This is a genomic window from Larkinella punicea (assembly GCF_003334855.1).
GTDB lineage: Bacteria > Bacteroidota > Bacteroidia > Cytophagales > Spirosomataceae > Larkinella > Larkinella punicea.
On sequence record NZ_QOWE01000010.1, the window covers coordinates 22,744 to 40,227 of the forward strand.

16 protein-coding genes are annotated in these 17,484 nt (G+C 51.5%); 7 read left to right on the forward strand and 9 right to left on the reverse strand.

The features are described from left to right. Positions 1-41: 41 nt before the first annotated feature. Together DUE52_RS13430 and DUE52_RS13435 are read right to left on the reverse strand one after the other, a co-directional pair. Entirely contained in the window at positions 42-512 is a 471-nt protein-coding gene (locus DUE52_RS13430; RefSeq protein ID WP_114406534.1) for a DinB family protein, read from the reverse strand. Between the two features lie 316 nt (positions 513-828). Further along, positions 829-1,533: an esterase family protein gene (locus DUE52_RS13435; protein ID WP_114406722.1), complete on the reverse strand. Its 705-nt coding sequence runs from the start codon at positions 1,531-1,533 to the stop codon at positions 829-831. Positions 1,534-1,691: 158 nt separating this feature from the next. Between DUE52_RS13435 and DUE52_RS13440 the strand changes: the two genes are divergently transcribed. Continuing rightward, on the forward strand, positions 1,692-2,564 hold the full coding sequence (locus DUE52_RS13440) for an alpha/beta hydrolase (protein ID WP_114406535.1): 873 nt from the start codon (positions 1,692-1,694) through the stop codon (positions 2,562-2,564). A 72-nt stretch (positions 2,565-2,636) separates the two neighbouring features. Beyond that, positions 2,637-3,434 carry a glycoside hydrolase family 16 protein gene (locus DUE52_RS13445; protein ID WP_114406536.1) on the forward strand — a complete coding sequence of 266 codons (798 nt, stop codon included), beginning with the start codon at positions 2,637-2,639 and terminating at the stop codon, positions 3,432-3,434. Here the strand turns inward: DUE52_RS13445 and DUE52_RS13450 are convergent. From DUE52_RS13450 to DUE52_RS13460, 3 genes are read right to left on the reverse strand one after another with little or no spacing between them, the layout of a single operon-like run. After that, on the reverse strand, positions 3,428-6,229 hold the full coding sequence (locus DUE52_RS13450; protein ID WP_114406537.1) for a CHAT domain-containing protein: 2,802 nt from the start codon (positions 6,227-6,229) through the stop codon (positions 3,428-3,430). The genes DUE52_RS13445 and DUE52_RS13450 overlap by 7 nt on opposite strands. Before the next feature lie 12 nt (positions 6,230-6,241). After that, positions 6,242-7,732, reverse strand: a complete 1,491-nt coding sequence (locus DUE52_RS13455; protein WP_114406538.1) for a S8 family serine peptidase — start codon at positions 7,730-7,732, stop codon at positions 6,242-6,244. 19 nt (positions 7,733-7,751) lie between these two features. Continuing rightward, a complete protein-coding gene (locus tag DUE52_RS13460) occupies positions 7,752-8,453 on the reverse strand; it encodes a tetratricopeptide repeat protein (protein ID WP_114406539.1) in 702 nt (233 codons plus the stop codon). Positions 8,454-8,688: 235 nt separating this feature from the next. On the opposite strand from DUE52_RS13460, the gene DUE52_RS13465 reads away from it, so the two are divergent. Then, the gene (locus DUE52_RS13465; protein WP_114406540.1) at positions 8,689-9,063 is read left to right on the forward strand and encodes a response regulator; all 375 of its coding nucleotides are present in this window, start codon (positions 8,689-8,691) and stop codon (positions 9,061-9,063) included. A gap of 27 nt (positions 9,064-9,090) precedes the next feature. On the opposite strand, the gene DUE52_RS13470 is transcribed toward DUE52_RS13465, so the two are convergent. Both DUE52_RS13470 and DUE52_RS13475 read right to left on the reverse strand, forming a co-directional pair. Further along, positions 9,091-9,816 carry a tetratricopeptide repeat protein gene (locus DUE52_RS13470; RefSeq protein ID WP_114406541.1) on the reverse strand — a complete coding sequence of 242 codons (726 nt, stop codon included), beginning with the start codon at positions 9,814-9,816 and terminating at the stop codon, positions 9,091-9,093. Then, a complete protein-coding gene (locus DUE52_RS13475) occupies positions 9,813-10,394 on the reverse strand; it encodes an RNA polymerase sigma factor (protein WP_114406723.1) in 582 nt (193 codons plus the stop codon). The genes DUE52_RS13470 and DUE52_RS13475 overlap by 4 nt, the downstream gene beginning before the upstream one ends. A gap of 128 nt (positions 10,395-10,522) precedes the next feature. Here DUE52_RS13475 and DUE52_RS13480 point away from each other — a divergent pair, with 128 nt between their 5' ends. Beyond that, positions 10,523-11,254 (forward strand): hypothetical protein, encoded by a 732-nt coding sequence (locus DUE52_RS13480; RefSeq protein ID WP_114406542.1) that lies wholly within the window; start codon positions 10,523-10,525, stop codon positions 11,252-11,254. A 78-nt stretch (positions 11,255-11,332) separates the two neighbouring features. Here the strand turns inward: DUE52_RS13480 and DUE52_RS13485 are convergent, their stop codons facing one another. Further along, positions 11,333-12,352, reverse strand: coding sequence for an acyl-CoA reductase (locus DUE52_RS13485; protein WP_114406543.1), 1,020 nt, complete (start codon positions 12,350-12,352; stop codon positions 11,333-11,335). Between the two features lie 184 nt (positions 12,353-12,536). Here DUE52_RS13485 and DUE52_RS13490 point away from each other — a divergent pair, with 184 nt between their 5' ends. From DUE52_RS13490 to DUE52_RS13500, 3 genes are all read left to right on the forward strand, one after another. Next, a complete protein-coding gene (locus DUE52_RS13490; RefSeq protein ID WP_114406544.1) occupies positions 12,537-12,890 on the forward strand; it encodes a 4Fe-4S binding protein in 354 nt (117 codons plus the stop codon). Positions 12,891-13,250: 360 nt separating this feature from the next. After that, positions 13,251-14,468, forward strand: coding sequence for a porin (locus tag DUE52_RS13495; RefSeq protein WP_114406545.1), 1,218 nt, complete (start codon positions 13,251-13,253; stop codon positions 14,466-14,468). 68 nt (positions 14,469-14,536) lie between these two features. After that, positions 14,537-15,865 (forward strand): ammonium transporter, encoded by a 1,329-nt coding sequence (locus tag DUE52_RS13500; RefSeq protein ID WP_114406546.1) that lies wholly within the window; start codon positions 14,537-14,539, stop codon positions 15,863-15,865. 233 nt (positions 15,866-16,098) lie between these two features. Here DUE52_RS13500 and mtaB read toward each other — a convergent pair whose 3' ends face one another. Next, positions 16,099-17,448, reverse strand: coding sequence for a tRNA (N(6)-L-threonylcarbamoyladenosine(37)-C(2))-methylthiotransferase MtaB (gene mtaB, locus DUE52_RS13505; RefSeq protein ID WP_114406547.1), 1,350 nt, complete (start codon positions 17,446-17,448; stop codon positions 16,099-16,101). Between the last annotated feature and the right edge of the window lie 36 nt (positions 17,449-17,484).

Genomic DNA, 17,484 nt, shown 5'->3' on the forward strand with positions numbered 1-17,484 from the left:
TGGGATCAAAATCGGTCGTAACGGAATAAAGGGTTAGCGCACTAAAATTGTTTAAAATGATGCCCCAGATGCGCCACATAATCGTCGATGAGCCACAACAGGGTAACCGTCGGAGAACCATCAGGCGGTATGACCGGCTTTTGAAGGGTTTCCTCCGGTATATTTTCGGTAACATACAAAATTTGTCGGTTCAACGATTGCCAGTACGTCAGTAAATGTTCCAGCGGTAGTTCCTGATAGCGGTTATAGACCACCGACTGGTTCTGGTTATACCGTTGAACCACAAACGGTGGCGGCAGAAACTGCGCGTCAGTAAACCGTTTGAGGTTGTTGAGTCCTGAATCGATCAAATGCCCCAGAATCTCCTTCTTGGACCATTTTCCGGGATTTCGGAAGGTCAATTCCTCCTCACTGAATCCCCGCAAACGCACCGGAACTTCCTCGAGGTACGTTCGAAGTTGTTGCAAAGCCTCCGGCAGCGGGCGCTGGTTTTCGATATAGCCGTATTTCAAAACGGAAGGTGGTTTACGGTTTACAGTTTTCGGTTTACGGTGTGGTTCCCTGACCGGACTGACACATGCCGTATTTTTCTTTCGTTATTCAAAATTCGATGTTCCGTATTCGATTAGGACTTACGTCTGATAATTCTTTATACTTTCGCTTTTTGCCCCTAAATCCCCTAAAGGGGACTTGGACACGGCTTAATCCGGATGCAAAAAGTCCCCTTTAGGGGATTTAGGGGCAAAAGCGAAAGCCCTATCGATATTAAAAATGAACGCGTCAGCCCCCGTAAACCGTAAACCCAAAACCGAATAGCGTAAACCGAATTTACACCTGTGACAGATAATGCGGAAACATTTCACGCCAGACGGGCCAGTCATGCGCGCCCCAGGGACGCACATCGAGCCAGTGGTGAATGCCTTTGCGGTTCAGGATGCCCGACATCGCATAGTTATCCGGTTTGCAGAAATCATGCTCCGATGTCCCCAGAATGATTTTCATATGGTAAAACTGGTCATTGTGGGCGTTCGGAATGTAATCCGGCGGGTTGTTAAAATAGACGTTGTCGTCGTAATACCCACTCATGAACGATTTAATGTCGAACTTGGCACCCATCGACCAGAGGTGCGCCACTTTGTCGGGATGGCGGAATGCGAAGTTGAGCGCCTGAAAACCGCCGAAACTGCACCCGCCCACCGCGATTTTTCCGACCTGACACTCGTGCTGAATCCACGGAACCAGTTCCTCGTTCACCATTTTGTCGTACCAGAGGTGGTTTTGAATCCGGACCGATGGATGCAGGTGTTTGGCATACCAGCTATCCCGGTCGATGCTGTCGATGCAATAAATTTTAACTTTCCGGTTGTCGACAAACCACTGGGCGGATTCGATCAGTTTAAAGTCTTTGGCTTCGTAATAGCGTCCCATCGTGGTGGGGAAAAGGAGTACGGGGTAGCCCCAGTCGCCGTAAACCAGCATTTCAATGTCGCGACCCAGGTGGTGCGAATACCATTTTCTGTAGTGTTCCTGCAAAATATCGGTTGGTTTTTTGTTGATGATTACGGAGGAAAGATAACCATATTTACGAATTTCCACGAAAACTGTCCGTAATTTTGGGGTAATTAGCCGATCCAATCCGGTAAGCCCTTAGCGGAATGAAGGAATGGTGAATGTGTTGTAACGTTCTTATAATGAGTAGAATTGGTGAAATAACTTCGTTTGCCGATGGGGTGACGAGCCACGTTGACACCGGTTTGGTATCCGTTTACCTGAACCGGAGCGTCCGGCTGGATGTCGTTTTGCCGAAAGAATACGCGGGTTCAGATGAGTCTTTTCCGGTCCTGTACCTCAACGATGGGCAGGACCTGGAACGACTCCGTATGATCACGGTTTTGAATTCATTGTATCATCAAAAAGCTATCCAGCCGTTTATTCTGGTTGCCATTCACTGCGGGGACCGGATTCAGGAATACGGCGTGGCTGCAAAGGCCGATTACCTTCACCGGGGGGCCAAAGCGGGCCTTTACGCGGATTTTGTTGTTCACGAATTACTCCCCTACGTACGGAAACAATACCGGGTTTCGACTGATCCTGAGCAGTCGGTTTTTGCCGGTTTTTCGCTCGGTGGCCTGTCGGCTTTCGATCTGGTTTGGCATCGCCCGGAACTGTTTCGAAAAGCCGGCGTGTTTTCGGGTTCGTTCTGGTGGCGGCAACGCGGACTGAACGATGGCTATTCGGATGACAGCGACCGAATTATGCACGCGCAGGTTCGCAAAACGGAGCCACCGGTCGGTTCGGCGTTCTGGTTCCAAACCGGTACGCTGGACGAAACCGACGACCGTGACCACGACGGCATTATCGACTCCATTGCCGACACCCTCGACCTGATTGCTGAAGTAGAACGCCGGGGTTTTCGCTGGGGCCGCGATGTTCAATATGTGGAAGTGAAAGACGGTCGGCACGATCCCGAAACCTGGGGGCAGGTGATGCCGCAATTTTTGACCTGGGCGTTTGCCAGGACTTTAGCGCGTTTGCCCCTAAATCCCCTGAAGGGGACTTCTTAATCCGGTTTAGGCTGCGTCCAAGTCCCCTTTAGGGGAACGGGGCAATTAGTTTATCAACCGATTCCTGAACCCATGAAAATGCTCCTTTCAACCGTCGCGATTGCAACCTTAATCGCCTGCACGTTCCCGGAACCGGGCGTAACCGTGGCCGAACGCAAGCTCGTCTGGTCTGATGAATTCGAGAAGGCCGGTTTGCCCGACCCCGGAAAATGGGCGTACGACGTGGGCGGCAGCGGTTTTGGAAACAACGAATTGCAATTTTACCGCGCATCCCGCCCGGAAAATGCCCGCGTCGAAGACGGTTTTCTGATCATCGAAGCCCGGAAGGAAAAGCACGAAAACCGCGAGTATACCTCCGCCAAACTGATCACGAAAGGGATTGCCGAGTGGAAATACGGACGAATCGACGTACGGGCGAAGCTGCCGAAAGGGCGCGGAACCTGGCCGGCAATCTGGATGCTTAGTGCCAAAACACCGTTGAAATGGCCGCTCGACGGCGAAATCGACATCATGGAACACGTCGGTTTCAACGAAAACCAGATTCACGGCACCATTCATACCGAAGCCTACAACCACACCAAAAATACCCACAAAACTGGCATCAAAGTCATTCCCGGTGCCACGGACGATTTTCATACCTACTCCATCGACTGGACAGCGGAGAAGATTGATTTCCTGATCGACAACGCGACGTATTTCACGATCACCAAAAAAGAAACCGGCAGCAGCTACGAACAATGGCCGCTCGATCAACCTTTTTATCTCATTCTGAATCTGGCCGTTGGCGGCAACTGGGGTGGGCAAAAGGGCGTCGATGAGTCGATCTGGCCCCAGCGGCTAATGGTCGATTACGTCCGCGTGTATCAATAAACCGCTTTCGGTTTCCGGGTTCGCTGGCGGAATCGCCGGGCCATCCCAATCGCCAGGATGACAACAAAACCGCCCCCCAGCCACCACCAGGCCGTTTGGGACGCGGGTAGCGGGTCGGCGTTGCCCACCAGAACGAGTCCGGCCCAGCGGTAGGGCAACTGGTCGGCGCGGGAAGCGCTTTCCAGCCAGTCGAGCTTCGCTTGCCGAAGCGCCTGATCTTTCGGAAGTCCCTCGCTCAAATGGTAATAAAACCGCTCCGTTAGCTTGTAGGTAGCCTGATCCTCCACACTCCAGAGTGTGGTCAGGACGCTGGGAATCCCGAGCGTGGCGAATCCGCGCGCCAGACTGAAAATGCCCTCGCCCTGCTGGTTGACACCCAGACTGGTTTTACAGGCCGATAAAACGATGAGCTGCGTCTGGTAGGGGCCATCATCACTAAGTTCCGACAACCGCAGGGTCGAGTCGGCGAAATACAGCAGCGGTTCGCGGCCAATGCTGTCGGCTTCGGCGTGCGTAAACAACTGAACGACACGGTAATGCGGAGCCATCGTCCGGAATGCCCGGCGGGTCGCGGCCTGGTCGGTCAAAACCGTCGGATGACTGAACCGATCACCAATTTTGGCCAGCACCTGACCGGAGCCGACGAGCGTGGCCTGCTGGAGCGTCTGGTTGAAATGCACCGGAGCCATACCCAGAAATTCCGAACTCTCAGAAGTGGAACGTTCCGCTTCTTTCAGCAAAACCGTGGCCGAATAACCGTAACTGAACGCGTGGTGTTTGATGAGAAAGTCGGGTTGATTGGCGGATTTACTGAGGGTTTCAAATGGGATGAAGTGGTAATCGGGAGAAACAATGATACGTTCCGTGTTCAGGTTCAGCGGTTTAAGAAGTTGGTTGTAAACCTGATTGCTCAGCGTTACGAATCGCCCGAACTGCCGGTTTTGCTGGTCGGTGGCACAGAGCGGCAGAAATTCGCCCACCACCTTTTGATAATCCTGAACGGACTGCCGCAACAACCGGGTGCCGGATGGCCCAACGGCCAGACTATACAGAGCACTGTCGCCGACGAAATACGAAACCAGCGTCGATTTCCGGTCGTTCAGCCAGTTCTGAAGACGCGCCAGGGACGGAACCGTATTGTCGAATTTGTAGCGGTAATACGTGGGGTTTTCCTGCTCCAGTTTTTTGAGAAACGCATCCAGTTTTTCCTGTTCGGTCAGCAGAACCGTTCGCGTTGAATCGGAGGAACGGCTACCGGGTTTCAACGCCGAGAGCGCATTTTGCATCGTGTTGATCCGCTGGCGAAAATCCTGTTCCTGCTGAGCCTGTTGCGGAGGCAATTCCTGCCTGGCGCCCAGTTCGTTGAGTTTGTCGCTCAGCAAAACCGCCCGGCTTTTTTCAAAAAAGTGGAACGCCATTTGGTTGTTATTCAGTCGGTAAGCGGTTTCTATGGCCCGTTCATACATGCTGTGGGTTTTCTGCCGCCAGTAGAGTTTCGACTGCTGACCCGCCTGCTCAAACCGCATGATGTCGATCATCTGGTCGGCAATCTGGTAGCGTTTCAGGGCTTCCTGAAAAAAAGCACGATGGTTTCGGGGCCTGCTTTTGGCGTAGTCGAGCCAGGTATCGGCTTTGTTCTGAATCACCGTCAGCAGGTACTCTTTGTAGGGCGTCAGCCGGATGGTCCGGGTCAGTTCTGCCGGTTTTTGCCGGTCATCGAAGTGCAGCGTGTCGAGGGCCGTCTGGAAATAGTTCAGGGCGGTTGGGTAGTGCTTTTTTCGCCAGTAAACTTCACCAATGTTGCTCAGGATTCGTACGCGACCGTATTGGTCGTTGCCGATGGTTTTCAGGGCCTTACGGTAATACAGGAGTGCTTTGTCGTAGTCTTTCAGGTAGTTGTCGTACAGAAAACCGATGTTGGAGGTCACTTCCGACTGGCCGGTTGGGTTCTGGATTTGCACATGAACGGAATAGGCTTTTTCGTATGCTTCGAGGGCTTCACCAAATCGGTGCAAACGACCCAACACACTGGCCTGGGACGAATATGCATTGGCCAGCTTAACCGACGGTTCGGGCGAAGGGCCAAACAAAAGGATGATCTGATTGACGATTTGTAAAGCCTGTTCGTTGTCGCCGATTTCTTTCAGGCAGTTGGCTTTTTCGGTGAGATTAGCCGCCATCAATTCGGCATTACCGATCCGTTCGGCGAACGAAACCCCTAATTCAGCCTGGCGGATGCCTTTCTGGTAGTCAGACTCTTTAAAAAACAGATTGGCTAAATGCCAGTAGGCCAGTCCCACCAGTTCATACCGTTCGGGATAGCGGCTTCCCATCGTGACAAACTGCTGAAAAACCAGTCGGGCCGTCCGAAAATCCTGCCAGTCCAGGTAGATATTGCCCAGGTTGAAGTAGCTTTTGGTTAGGAATGAGGGGCTGACATCGGTTCGTTTCCGGGAATTCAGCCGGATGGCACGGCGGGTGTAGTCGATTGCGGTTGGATAGTCCTTTTTAAGATAAGCCAGGGTGCCCAGCCGGTGCCAGATCTTGGCATAGGTCGAGTCGCGGTTGAGCTGACAGCGGTCGCAGATCCGAACCAGCGCAGGAAAGCCCAGGGCCTGTTGGCTGTTATCCAATGTCATCAGGCTATCATACCGCAACCGGATCATTCCGGGCTGTGGACACTGGCCCAGGCTGTCGAAAAACAGGAAAAAACCGATCAGAATGCCACAAAACCGCCATCCTGCCCGGCGTGTTCGGAATAGGATGGTCGTTTTGGCAAAACCGCCTGGCGTCATGGGTTGGATTCGTTAGGGTTCATGGCGAAGCACATAGTGATCTTTTAGCTGATTGTTCAGGCTGGGATCCGTTTTAAGCGTTGTCGGAGAAAGTGTGCGCATTTTGGTGTACAGTCCCGCCCGTTTGTGACCAGGCCAGTCTGGTCCGAGTTTGTTGACCAGTTTGCCCGTCACCACCGGAGCCGCGAATGAACTCCCCGATTTTGTCCCTCCATTAGCGGCTGTAATGTCGAGCACCTCACAGCCCGGGATGATCGGGCCGGTTACTTTCAGGTTGAGGTTATTCAATACGCCGATATTGACCGCCTGACGCGAATAGTTCTGGTTGGGGCAAACAGCAAACGGCCCCTCCGGTAAAACGGCGGGATTGGCTTTGACTTCTTTTGTACTGGAATGAATGGTCGTAACCGCAATGACATTTTCACGGGTCGCACTGAATGCCGCCGGCCAGAAAGGATTGGTGTCCAGATTCCGGTAGATTCCCGTCAGCCACCCGAGCGGGTTTCTCTCCAGACTTTCGATTTTATTGCCGGCGGCTGCCACCAGCGTAATCCCGGTGGTGTCCAGTTGTTGGATGAAATGATCCAGCAGTTTGCTTTCCTGCTGGCTGTAAAATCCCCAACTGGCATTGATCATTTTTGCGTTCATTTGCCGGGCATACGACAGGGCGCAGAGGTTATCGAAGAGTGTGCCCTGGCCGCTGGCACCAAAGGTTTTGAGGTGCATAAAGCGGACCTTGCCCGCGGCCCAGGCGTTGTTTCTGAGCTGTTCATGAATCAGCGAAGTCACCAGCGTTCCGTGGTTATTGTCGTCGTACGGGAAACTGGCATTGTTCACAAAATCATAGCCAAACTGGTCACCCACTAACCCATTGTGATCGCGGTCGGCTTCGGGGACTTCGGCCGTGTTGACCCAAAACGAATTGGAGGCTGGTGTGTAAAGTGAACCATCAAAGCCCGTATCCAGTATCGCTATGATAAAAGGTTGATCGGTTGGATTCGTCGTCGGAAGAATTACCTTAACCACCTTTCCCGGCTCATTAACAGGGCCGTAAGGCAATGAAAGCCGGTAGTTTTTAGAACCCGGTTCGTCCAGTTGTGGCCAGTTCAGACTGCCATCGGGATTCAATTTAATGCCATACGGAGGCTCTCCACTGACGCCACTGCCACCCCCGGTACTGGACGCCATTTCTTTTCCGCTAATGATCAACTGGTCCAGCCGTTTTCCTTCCAGCAACACAAGGGCGCTATCGCAGGGGCACCAGTGCTTGATTTTTATGGTCTCCTTCCCGTTTCTTAAAAGCACTTTATTGACTGAATCGACACTCTCTTTTTGTTTAGCAACCGGCATGGAAACTTTTGTTCCTTTCACATCGATGAGGGAAAAGAGAACGATGTTCTGGTCGGGTACATGCTCGGATTCCGGGTACGAGCGAATCGAATTGCAGGATAGCAGGGCCAGAAAAGCCACAGAGAGGATGAGCAGGCTGGTAAAAATACGCATGGGGATATGAAAAATTTAGTTAGTTGAACTTGATCTTCTCTACCAACTGCCCGGCTTCTTTCTTTCCTTCCAAATTGCCTTGAATAACAGTCAGTAACAACTTTTTAGCCCGGTTTTTATCCATCGGTTGTCCGCGCTTCAACCGGGCGAGTGCTTCCAGAAAAATACCCGGGTTGGCATACAGATCGGTTTGCTGGCCCAGCCGCTGAAACCGTTCGATGGCTTGGTCGTATTGATTGAGCCGGAGGGAAACAAGACCGGCCCGTTTTAACGCTTCCGGATGCGTGGGCTCCCGCTGGAGCATGCTTTCAAAAACCGTTTCCGCCTTTCTGAATTCCCCCATATTGTAGAATTGAGAACCGGTTTTCAGGCTGTCGCTCTGGCCATCGAGCGAAACCGGCAGTTGACCATAGCGTTCTGAGAGATACTGGTCGGCTACTTCGCGGACCGACGGGGGCGTTTGCCAAACCGTCAGGAAGCCCAGCACCAGAAGCAGGCAGGCGGCTACGGCTACCAGCATGCGCACCGGCAGTCGGCGAACCGGCAGCGGTTTCAGCATCCGCCGGGCTTCCTGACGGGCGGTTTGGCGGGCCAGCAGGTAAAAGGCCACGGAGCGGGCCAGGGCCGGATTATGGGGCAGGGTGGCTTCAAAACGATCCCGGTCAGCGGGTGACAGCCGCCCTGCAAAGTAATCGTCGATTCGTTCAAGTTCCTTCATCATGGGCGAAGTGTTTGCATCCTGAGTTGGTATGGAATGCGTCCACCCCTTAGTCGTTTTTTTGCCGCATTAGGCTAACATCTTGTCTGGAAATTCGGGAGGGTTTACGGTTTACAGTTTACAGTGCGCTAGCCCCGGTGGAGAACTGCACCGAATACCGTAAACCGAATACCGTAAACTTGTTTCCCTCTCTCCGGTTTCTGCCGACTAAGGAAATGAACCCAACGCAAGGAAATGTATGGCTGTCCGTATTGTGATTTATGAGCGGGATTGTGGTTTTCGAAAAGCCCTGTCCAGCCAGATTGCCGTCACGGCGGGCTATGTCCTGCTGGGCGCATTTTCGGATACGATAGAACTGGAAAACCAACTCCGTGGGTTGAATCCGCAGGTGATTCTGCTGGATATTGAACTCTCCATGGAACTCGGAAAAACTGCCAACGGTCAACTGCATCGCGAATTTCCGGAGGTCGATGTGTTGTTGCTGACCAGCGATGACCTGGACGAACGGGTGATGGAAGGGATTTGCGCGGGTGCTTCGGGGTATTTACTCAAAAAAATACCGCCCGACCGGATTCTACGAGCCATTTGCGAGATTTACGACCGATCGCAATAACCGAAAAACCGTTTGGCAAAACCGGTTCTATAGTTTTTCAATCAGCACTTCGGCTTCGGTCTTGCCCTCCAGATTCTGCTCGATGACGGTTTTTAACAGCGTTTCGGCTTCCCGAAGATCGTCGGGTTGTCCGCGTTTGAGTCGGGTCAGGGCTTCCAGAAACAGACCGGGGTTGGCAAACAGGTCGGTGCGTTCACTCAGCCGGTGGAAATGGTCGATGGCCTGGTTGTACTGTCCGGTTCGGAGCGCGACGAGTCCGGCCAGCTTCCGGGCACGGTCGTCGGCGGGGTTGCGTTGCAGCAAATCATTGAAAATCGCCCCGGCTTCCGGTAGTTCCCCTTTGTTGTAGCGGGCAATTCCGGCTTGAAGGCTGTCGGTTTGCCCGTTCATTTGAGTAGGCAACTGGCTGAAATTCTGATGAATATACTGGTCGGCCATTTCAGCAGCCGACGGCGTCTGACGCTGGAACAGCCAGTAGCCTCCCAGTCCGAGGATGAGCATTGCGCTCGCTGCCATCGCCAGCCAGGCGCGAGCCGGCAACTGACGAACCGGCCCCGATTCTTCCCGCAACGTTTCAAAGCGCGCTTTCCGGTCGGCGCGGGCTTCGTTTTGGGCCGCTTGTCGGGCGGTCAGGTAGAAAGCGACGGCTTCGGCCAGCGCGGAATCGGTTTCCAGCGACGATTCAAACCGCGCCCGTTCCTCCACCGGCAGGCGGCCCGAAAAATAGTCATCGATGCGTTCCAGGTCGTTCATTTGTATAAGTCCCTCAAACGTTCTAAACACCGCAACCGGCTGGTTTTGGCAACTGCCGCCGTGTTGTAATTCAATTGCCGGGCAATTTCCTCGTCAGAATACCCTTCGCCCCAGGCCAGAATCATCTCCCGGCATTTCTCACCGAGCGTACCAATCAGTTTACGCAGATGCTCGACATCGCTCTGGGCAATGAGTTGTTGCACAACCGAGCGGGCCGAATCGGGCAGTTGCAGCAGCGAATCATCCAGCGAAATGGCATCATGAACCCGATCCCGCTGCGTAGATTTTTTCCGAATCAGGTCGATACACTTGTTGGTGAAAATCTGATAAATATACGTTTTCAGTTCCGCCCGTCCTTCAAACCGACCCGCGAGGATATTCTCGATGACGGTGAGAATCGTATCGGAATAGGCACTGGCGCAGTCGTCTTCCCCCAAACGGTGTTTACGGGCGCCGTCGGCAATTAGATAGGCGTATTTCTGGTACAGACGATCTTCACATTGTCTGCGCTGAACACTACCGGCTTCTAGTCCGGCAATCAGGTCTGAATCGGTTGGCTGGCGAGCAAAAAACCGCATGAGTAGGAGGGTCTGCTGGAACCAAATATGCCGAAAAAAGCGCGCTTTCCAATTTTTTCTGCGCAAGATGTTACCAATGTGGGGAAAGTGTGCGACTAAGATGTCAGAACAAAACTTCTGCACACACCATGAAAACAATTTTTAGTAGTTCACTCCTCTGCCTGCTTTCTGTTGGGACCTTACTCGCACAAACGAAGTCTTCTACCGAAGACGTTACGCCAATCGACCGTCCCGGTTATTGGGAGGTCTCGACTGATTACCGCACCAACGGAACGGCCATCCGGTATTTCAATGCCGACAAGCAATTGATTCACCAGGAAATTCATTCCAACAAACTGGTCAAACTGACGAAGAACAACGTACGACGGTTGAATGCCACCATGACGGAAGTGACCCGGAATCAGTTGCAATCCTCCAACGTCAAAACGGTGAGTCTGCCGACCAACAACGAAGACCCGAGAATTGTCCACGACCGCAAGCGACTGATGACTGCGGAACGCCGGGCCTCGACCGCGGACCTCATGGCACGGGTTGTGCCTGCAGCCGTTGGGCATGAAGCCTTCCTGAAGGTGTTTATTTACAACCCGCACGAAGAACGATTGCGGATCGAAATTCTCAACTCGAAGGGCTATTCGGTTTGTCAGGAGTTTAGCAACAGTTACCAGCGGTATTATCGTTTCAACCTGAGCAGTATGCCCGCCGGTGACTATCGGGTTCAGATCTACAAGGCGTCGGAAAGAAAGCCCAGTTTCGAAAACCTGGTTTCATTGAGCCGCAAACCCTCACAGACCTTATTTTCGATGAAACCCGAACTGCCGGTGGGCGCAAAAACCGACTCGCTCATTTCGGAAAAAGACTGACCATTCTGATAGGTAATGAATCGGATTCCGGGAAGACACGCTGTTTTCCCGGAATTTTCTTTGGTTAAACCGCTAAAATTAGATGGTTTGCAAAAAGGCCATCGTATCGACCCCGTCCGCATAATCGCTCAGGCCGGGGCGCTGTGTATGGCCGAGGGGAACGCTGCCCGGATAAAAACCGTCTTTCGAGGCCACGCACTGAATTCGGTCGGAAAGGGTATTCAGTTTGCCTGTCAGGGTTTCCGGGTCGGCGTAGGTTTGGTAATAGAGCGTTGAAATGGGTGAGACCAGGCCTTCGTTTTCAGTTACCAGCAAAAAACCGTTGTCGAAGTGTGGCACACCGTTGATGAGGTAAATCGACTTGTTGTAGTCGTAGTTGTTGTTGTATTTGTGGTGGCTCGTGAATTGAAAAGCGAGCGGATCCAGCCGTTGCAGGAACGGAATGAAATCATAGTGTTCCGGAACGAACAGCGTGGAGACGTTGCGGCAGCCCAGACCAAAATAGTCGAGGGCGTCGTGGCCCAGTTTGTCCAGGTCACCGGTCGTTTCTTCGCCGGTCAGGATGGCGACGGATGAGCGGTTTCGGCGGATAATGTGCGGTTTTTTGGAGAAATAATACGCAAAGTACCGCGCCGAATTGGAACTGCCGGTGGCGATGAACGCGTCGGCCTGGTTCAAACGCTCACTAATGAGGATACGATCCGCAAATTTGGGGTTGATTTCAATGATTTTTTGTATTAAATAATTGATAAGTACAAAATCGGGCGTACTTAGCTTGGCCAGCAGGTGATGGCCACTCAGCAATACACACAACAAATCATGAAAACCGACGGCGGGGATATTGCCCGCCATGACAACGCCCACATTTTTAGGGGTTTCAGTGGTGACGTTATAACCTTTTATCCATGCCGATAACTTTTCTTCATTCAGGTATTCATCGGCAATGGCCAGGAGGGCTTTCAAGCTGTTTTCCGGCGTAAACCAGTGGTTGGAATAAAAGGCTTTTTCGGCGATTTCAGGCAATTCAGACGTGTTTTGGGCTTCTTTCAGAAAAATTCCCAACTGGACAAAAGTGGCAATGCGTTCGCTTAAATTCATTCTGATTCGGGATACTGGACGGACTATTGAACGGGCAAAATTAAATTATAGTTTGGTGTCAAACTTTAAATAATTATATTTGTTGATTAATTAACATTCACAATTAACCAGCAACTGTTTCGAAAGGTACGATTCTTTCCCGGAAGAAGACGTTCCCCACGAATCATTAACTTTCTACCTGCAAATGGCAATCATGATCACAGATGAGTGCATCAATTGTGGTGCCTGCGAACCCGAATGTCCGAACACGGCCATCTACGAAGGTGGTGTCGAATGGACCTGGGGCGGAGGAACCGAATTGGATGTTGTCGATTTTGGTGATGGTACGGTAGTCAACGGTAAAGATCCGCAAACCCCGGTATCCGACGAATTTTATTACATCGTTTCTGATAAATGTACGGAATGTGTTGGTTTCCATGAGGAACCACAGTGTGCAGCCGTTTGTCCGGTCGACTGTTGTGTACCCGATCCGGACAATGTGGAAGAAGAAGATACGCTTCTGGCCAAAAAATCCTGGCTCCATGCCGAAGCGGCCTGATTGACTCACCAGATACCCCAAAAAAATCCCGGATCACCGATCCGGGATTTTTTTTGCCCCACAGTTTTGAAATTGTAAACTATAATAGGATTATTTAAATAATTAATTGAATGACATGTTAAGGTTGAACTTGTATATTATTCCAAAATAACGTCAGTTTACAAAATATGCTATATTGGCACATTTCATTTAAAAACACTCAATATGGCTCTAGTTTTAAGTGACTTTTGGCAATTTAAGTCCATTTTTAAGGGAAATTGGATTAAATTTTAGCAAATACTTGCAAATTAGGTATTGAGTAATAATATTTGTGCGTCAATTTAATTAATCAGCTAATTCTCGAACAAACCAAAGAAAATTATGAAAAAAACTGTTTTACTGGTATGTTGTTCGTTTTCCATCTTATTGTCCAAAGCTCAGGACGCCACGACGACTACTTCTAAGCCGCAAGAAGTAGCCGCGACAGAGCCTGAAGCCGAAAACAAGGGTAAATTTTCTTTCTCAGGCTACATCGATTCGTTTTACAGCGGTAATCTCAATAATCCTCTATCACGCAGCAACCTCGGGGCTGCCGGTACTGCCCGCGTTTTTGATCAGCGGGCTGGTCAAATTTCTCTGGGTCTTATTCAAACCAAAATCGGGTACAGCACTGACAAGGTCGATGCCGTACTTGACCTGACCTTTGGTCCGAATGCTGATCTGGGTAACTATGGTAACGTGATCGGACCCGTATCGGGCGGTACGTCCCTGGCTGCCATCAAGCAGGCCTACATCAACTGGAAGACGTCCGACAAATTCTCGATTATGGTGGGTCAGTTCGGTACCCACATCGGGTATGAAGTAATCGATGCGCCGGTCAACTACAATTATTCTTTATCGAACCTGTTCAACAACGGGCCTTTCTACCACACCGGTATCAAGGGTACCTATGCTTTCAGCGACAAGGCGTCGTTGATGCTGGGTATTGTGAACAACGTCGATAGCTGGAGAGACAACAACAAGGCGAAAGGCATCATTGGTCAATTGTTTTTTGCACCGGTTTCGGGCTGGAACGTCTACCTGAATGGAATTGTGAGCAACGAAGCCAACCCGGATTCGACGGGAAAAGCCGTAAAGGGGATGTATTCCGTATTTGATTTGACGACGACGTACCAGATCACGGAGAAATTCTATCTGGGTTTGAATGCCGCCATCGGTTCACAGAAAGAAGATTTTCAAGGCTATGCACCAGTTAAAACGGGTACTTCGACCTGGAGCGGGGTTGCCGTTTATACGAACTATGCTTTTACGGGCAAATTTGGCCTGGGCGCCCGCTACGAATATTTTGACAACAAAGACGGCGCGCGCGGTTTGCGTAATTTCAATGGCGAGGGAACGAGTGTCAACTCCATCACCATCACGGGCAACATTACGGCGGCCGACGGCAACCTGCTGATCAAACCGGAGTTCCGGCTCGACAGCTACGCCAAACCTGGTGGCAGCAACACGGCTGAATCCCAGCAGTTTGAAGACAGCGACGGCGCTTACACCAAATCCTCGCAATCGACGCTGGGACTGGCCTTTATCTACAAGTTTTAGTACGCAACCCCACACTGGTCTTTCGGGACCTTTCTCAACCTAATGTACAACTAAACCGTTCAAGTATCATGCAAAAACCATCTTACTTACCGCTTGCCCTACTGCTGATAGTCAGTGTATTGGGTGTGATTTTTCCAGCCGTTCCGAAGGGAATTGTCACCGAAGGCATCAATTCGGGAGATACGGCCTGGATGCTCGTTTCCGCTGCGCTGGTCTTGTTGATGACCCCCGGTCTGGCCTACTTCTACGGAGGTATGGTGAACAACAAAAACGTCATCTCGACGATGCTGCAAAGCTTCATTGCGATGGGTGTCATCAGTATTCTCTGGGTGGTAGTCGGTTTTAGTCTGGCTTTTGGCGAAAGCATCGGGGGTTTCATCGGAAACCCAACCACATTTTTCATGTTCAATGGCGTACTGGATGGCAAACCGTGGCCGTTGGCAGCAACAGTTCCCCTGGTCGTTTTCGCATTCTTTCAGTTAAAGTTTGCCATGATTACCCCGGCTCTCGTAACCGGTTCGATGGCAGAACGCGTCAATTTCAAATCCTACGTGTTGTTCATGATCCTGTTCAGCCTGATTGTGTACACACCCCTGGCTCACATGACCTGGCACCCGGACGGTTTCCTGTTTAAACTGGGTGTTCTGGACTTTGCCGGTGGTACCGTGGTTCACATGTCGGCCGGTTGGGCTGCTCTGGCGGGTGCTTTGTACCTGAAACGCCGTAAATCACACATGGAAGCCAGCTACTTCCCACCAGCCAACATTCCGTTCGTGCTGTTGGGTACGGGTTTACTGTGGTTCGGCTGGTTCGGGTTCAACGCTGGTTCGGCAGTAGGCGCATCGCCCCTGGCTGCTTCGGCTTTCGCTACCACCAACACGGCTGCGGCTGCGGCTGGTTTGGGCTGGGTGTTGTTCGATGCTGCTAAAGGCAAAAAAGTATCCGGTTTAGGATTTGCCATCGGTGCGGTTGTCGGTCTGGTTGCCATCACCCCGGCGGCTGGTTTCGTAACGATCCCAACGTCGATCTTTATCGGAACGGTTGCTTCACTGGTTAGTAATACGGTGGCTCACCTGCGTACGAAATCAAGACTGGATGATACGCTGGATGTGTTCCCTTGCCACGGTGTAGGTGGTATGGTCGGGATGCTGATGACGGGTATTTTCGCTTCAAAAGGCGTTAACTCGGCGGTTGTCGACGAAGGTCTGGCTTTTGGAGATACCAAACTGTTCTTCATCCACCTGATGGCCCTGGTGATCGTATCGGTTTTCGCTTTCGGTGCTTCATACCTGCTGCTGATCATCACCAACGCCATTCTGCCACTGCGGGTTAGCGAAGAAGACGAGAAAGTGGGTCTGGATGTTAGCCAGCACGACGAATTCTTAGTAGACGCTTAGTTCCAAGATATACTGACAGAGCCACAGGGGTTGCCTGTGGTTTTGTTGTACTCGATGAAGGTATCTGTCTTTGACGGATACCTTCTTTTTTTGGGGAAAGGAATTAATCATAAATGTAAAATGGTGAATGCTAAATGCTAAATGTAAAAGGAAGGATCGCATCCTCAAACCCTTTTACATTTAGCATTTAGCATTCACCATTTTACATTTATAATTCCCTTAAAAGAAATCCCTCAATGAAGATGTAAGACGGCCGGTTCCGAAATGCTTTCCGTCACTTCCATTAACCCGGCGCTGTTCAGGCCCGTCAGCAGAACGTGTTTGGTTTCGTTGATGAGCAGCGGATCGTAGGTAGCCGTAACCCGAACGTAGTTTTCGGTGAAGCCCAGCATCTGACCGTTTTCAACATCTTCTTCAAACAGAACAGAGGCTTCCCGGCCGACTTGCTGTTCGTAGAAAAACCGCCTTTTTTTGTCGGAGAGGCTGTGTAGCATTTTCGAGCGGTCGGCCCGTTTAGACGGATTGACCACCGGTTTTAGGTTCAGGGCGTGCGTGTTGGGGCGCTCGGAATACGTAAAAACGTGCAGATACGAGACTGGAAGTTCGTTCAGAAAGTGGAAGGTTTCCAAAAAAGCCTCGTCCGTTTCGCCGGGGTGGCCCACAATCACATCGACACCGATGCAGGCATGCGGCATCAACTCCTTGATTTTTGCCACCCGTTCGGCATAGAGTTCGCGCTTGTAGCGACGGCGCATCAACGCCAGCACGGCATTGGAACCCGACTGGAGCGGAACGTGGAAGTGGGGGACAAACCGCTTCGATCGGGCGACGAACGCAATGATGTCGTCGGTCAGCAAATTGGGTTCAATGGACGAAATCCGGAACCGTTCGATGCCTTCTACCTCATCCAGGGCCTGAATCAGTTGCAGGAATGTTTCTTTCGGCTGAAGATCAAGCCCGGTTTTGGGTTGCTGCCCAAAATCGCCGATGTTGACCCCGGTCAACACAATTTCCTTCACGTTGCGGGCGGCAATTTCGCGGGCGGCCCGCACCACATTGGCAATCGTGTCGCTCCGGCTGTTGCCCCGGGCGAGCGGAATGGTGCAGTAGGCGCAGGGGTAATCGCAGCCGTCCTGCACCTTCAGAAATGTGCGGGTGCGGTCGTTGAGTGAATAGGACGCGTGGTAATCGACAGCTTCCTCGATAGGCGAATTGTAAACGGCGGTTTTTCCGGACGGTTCCTTGACAAAATCGCCCAGCAATTCGGCCAGCCGGAATTTTTCGGAAGCTCCCAAAACCGCATCCACACCGGGAATGGTGGCAATTTCGGTGGGTTTCAGTTGCGCGTAGCAGCCCACAATGGCCACATAGCCATCGGGGTTGATGTGTTGTGCTTCCCGAACAATTTTTCGGCATTTCTTGTCCGCATTGTCCGTAACCGAGCAGGTATTGATAATAAAAATATCGGGCTTTTGATTAAATTCTACGCGCTCATATCCCTTTTGCTCCAGGATGCGGGCCAGGGTGGAGGTTTCGGAGAAGTTGAGTTTGCAGCCGAGTGTATAAAAAGCAATTTTTTTCATTTGACTGCAAAATTACAAAACTATTCGGTACAGCCG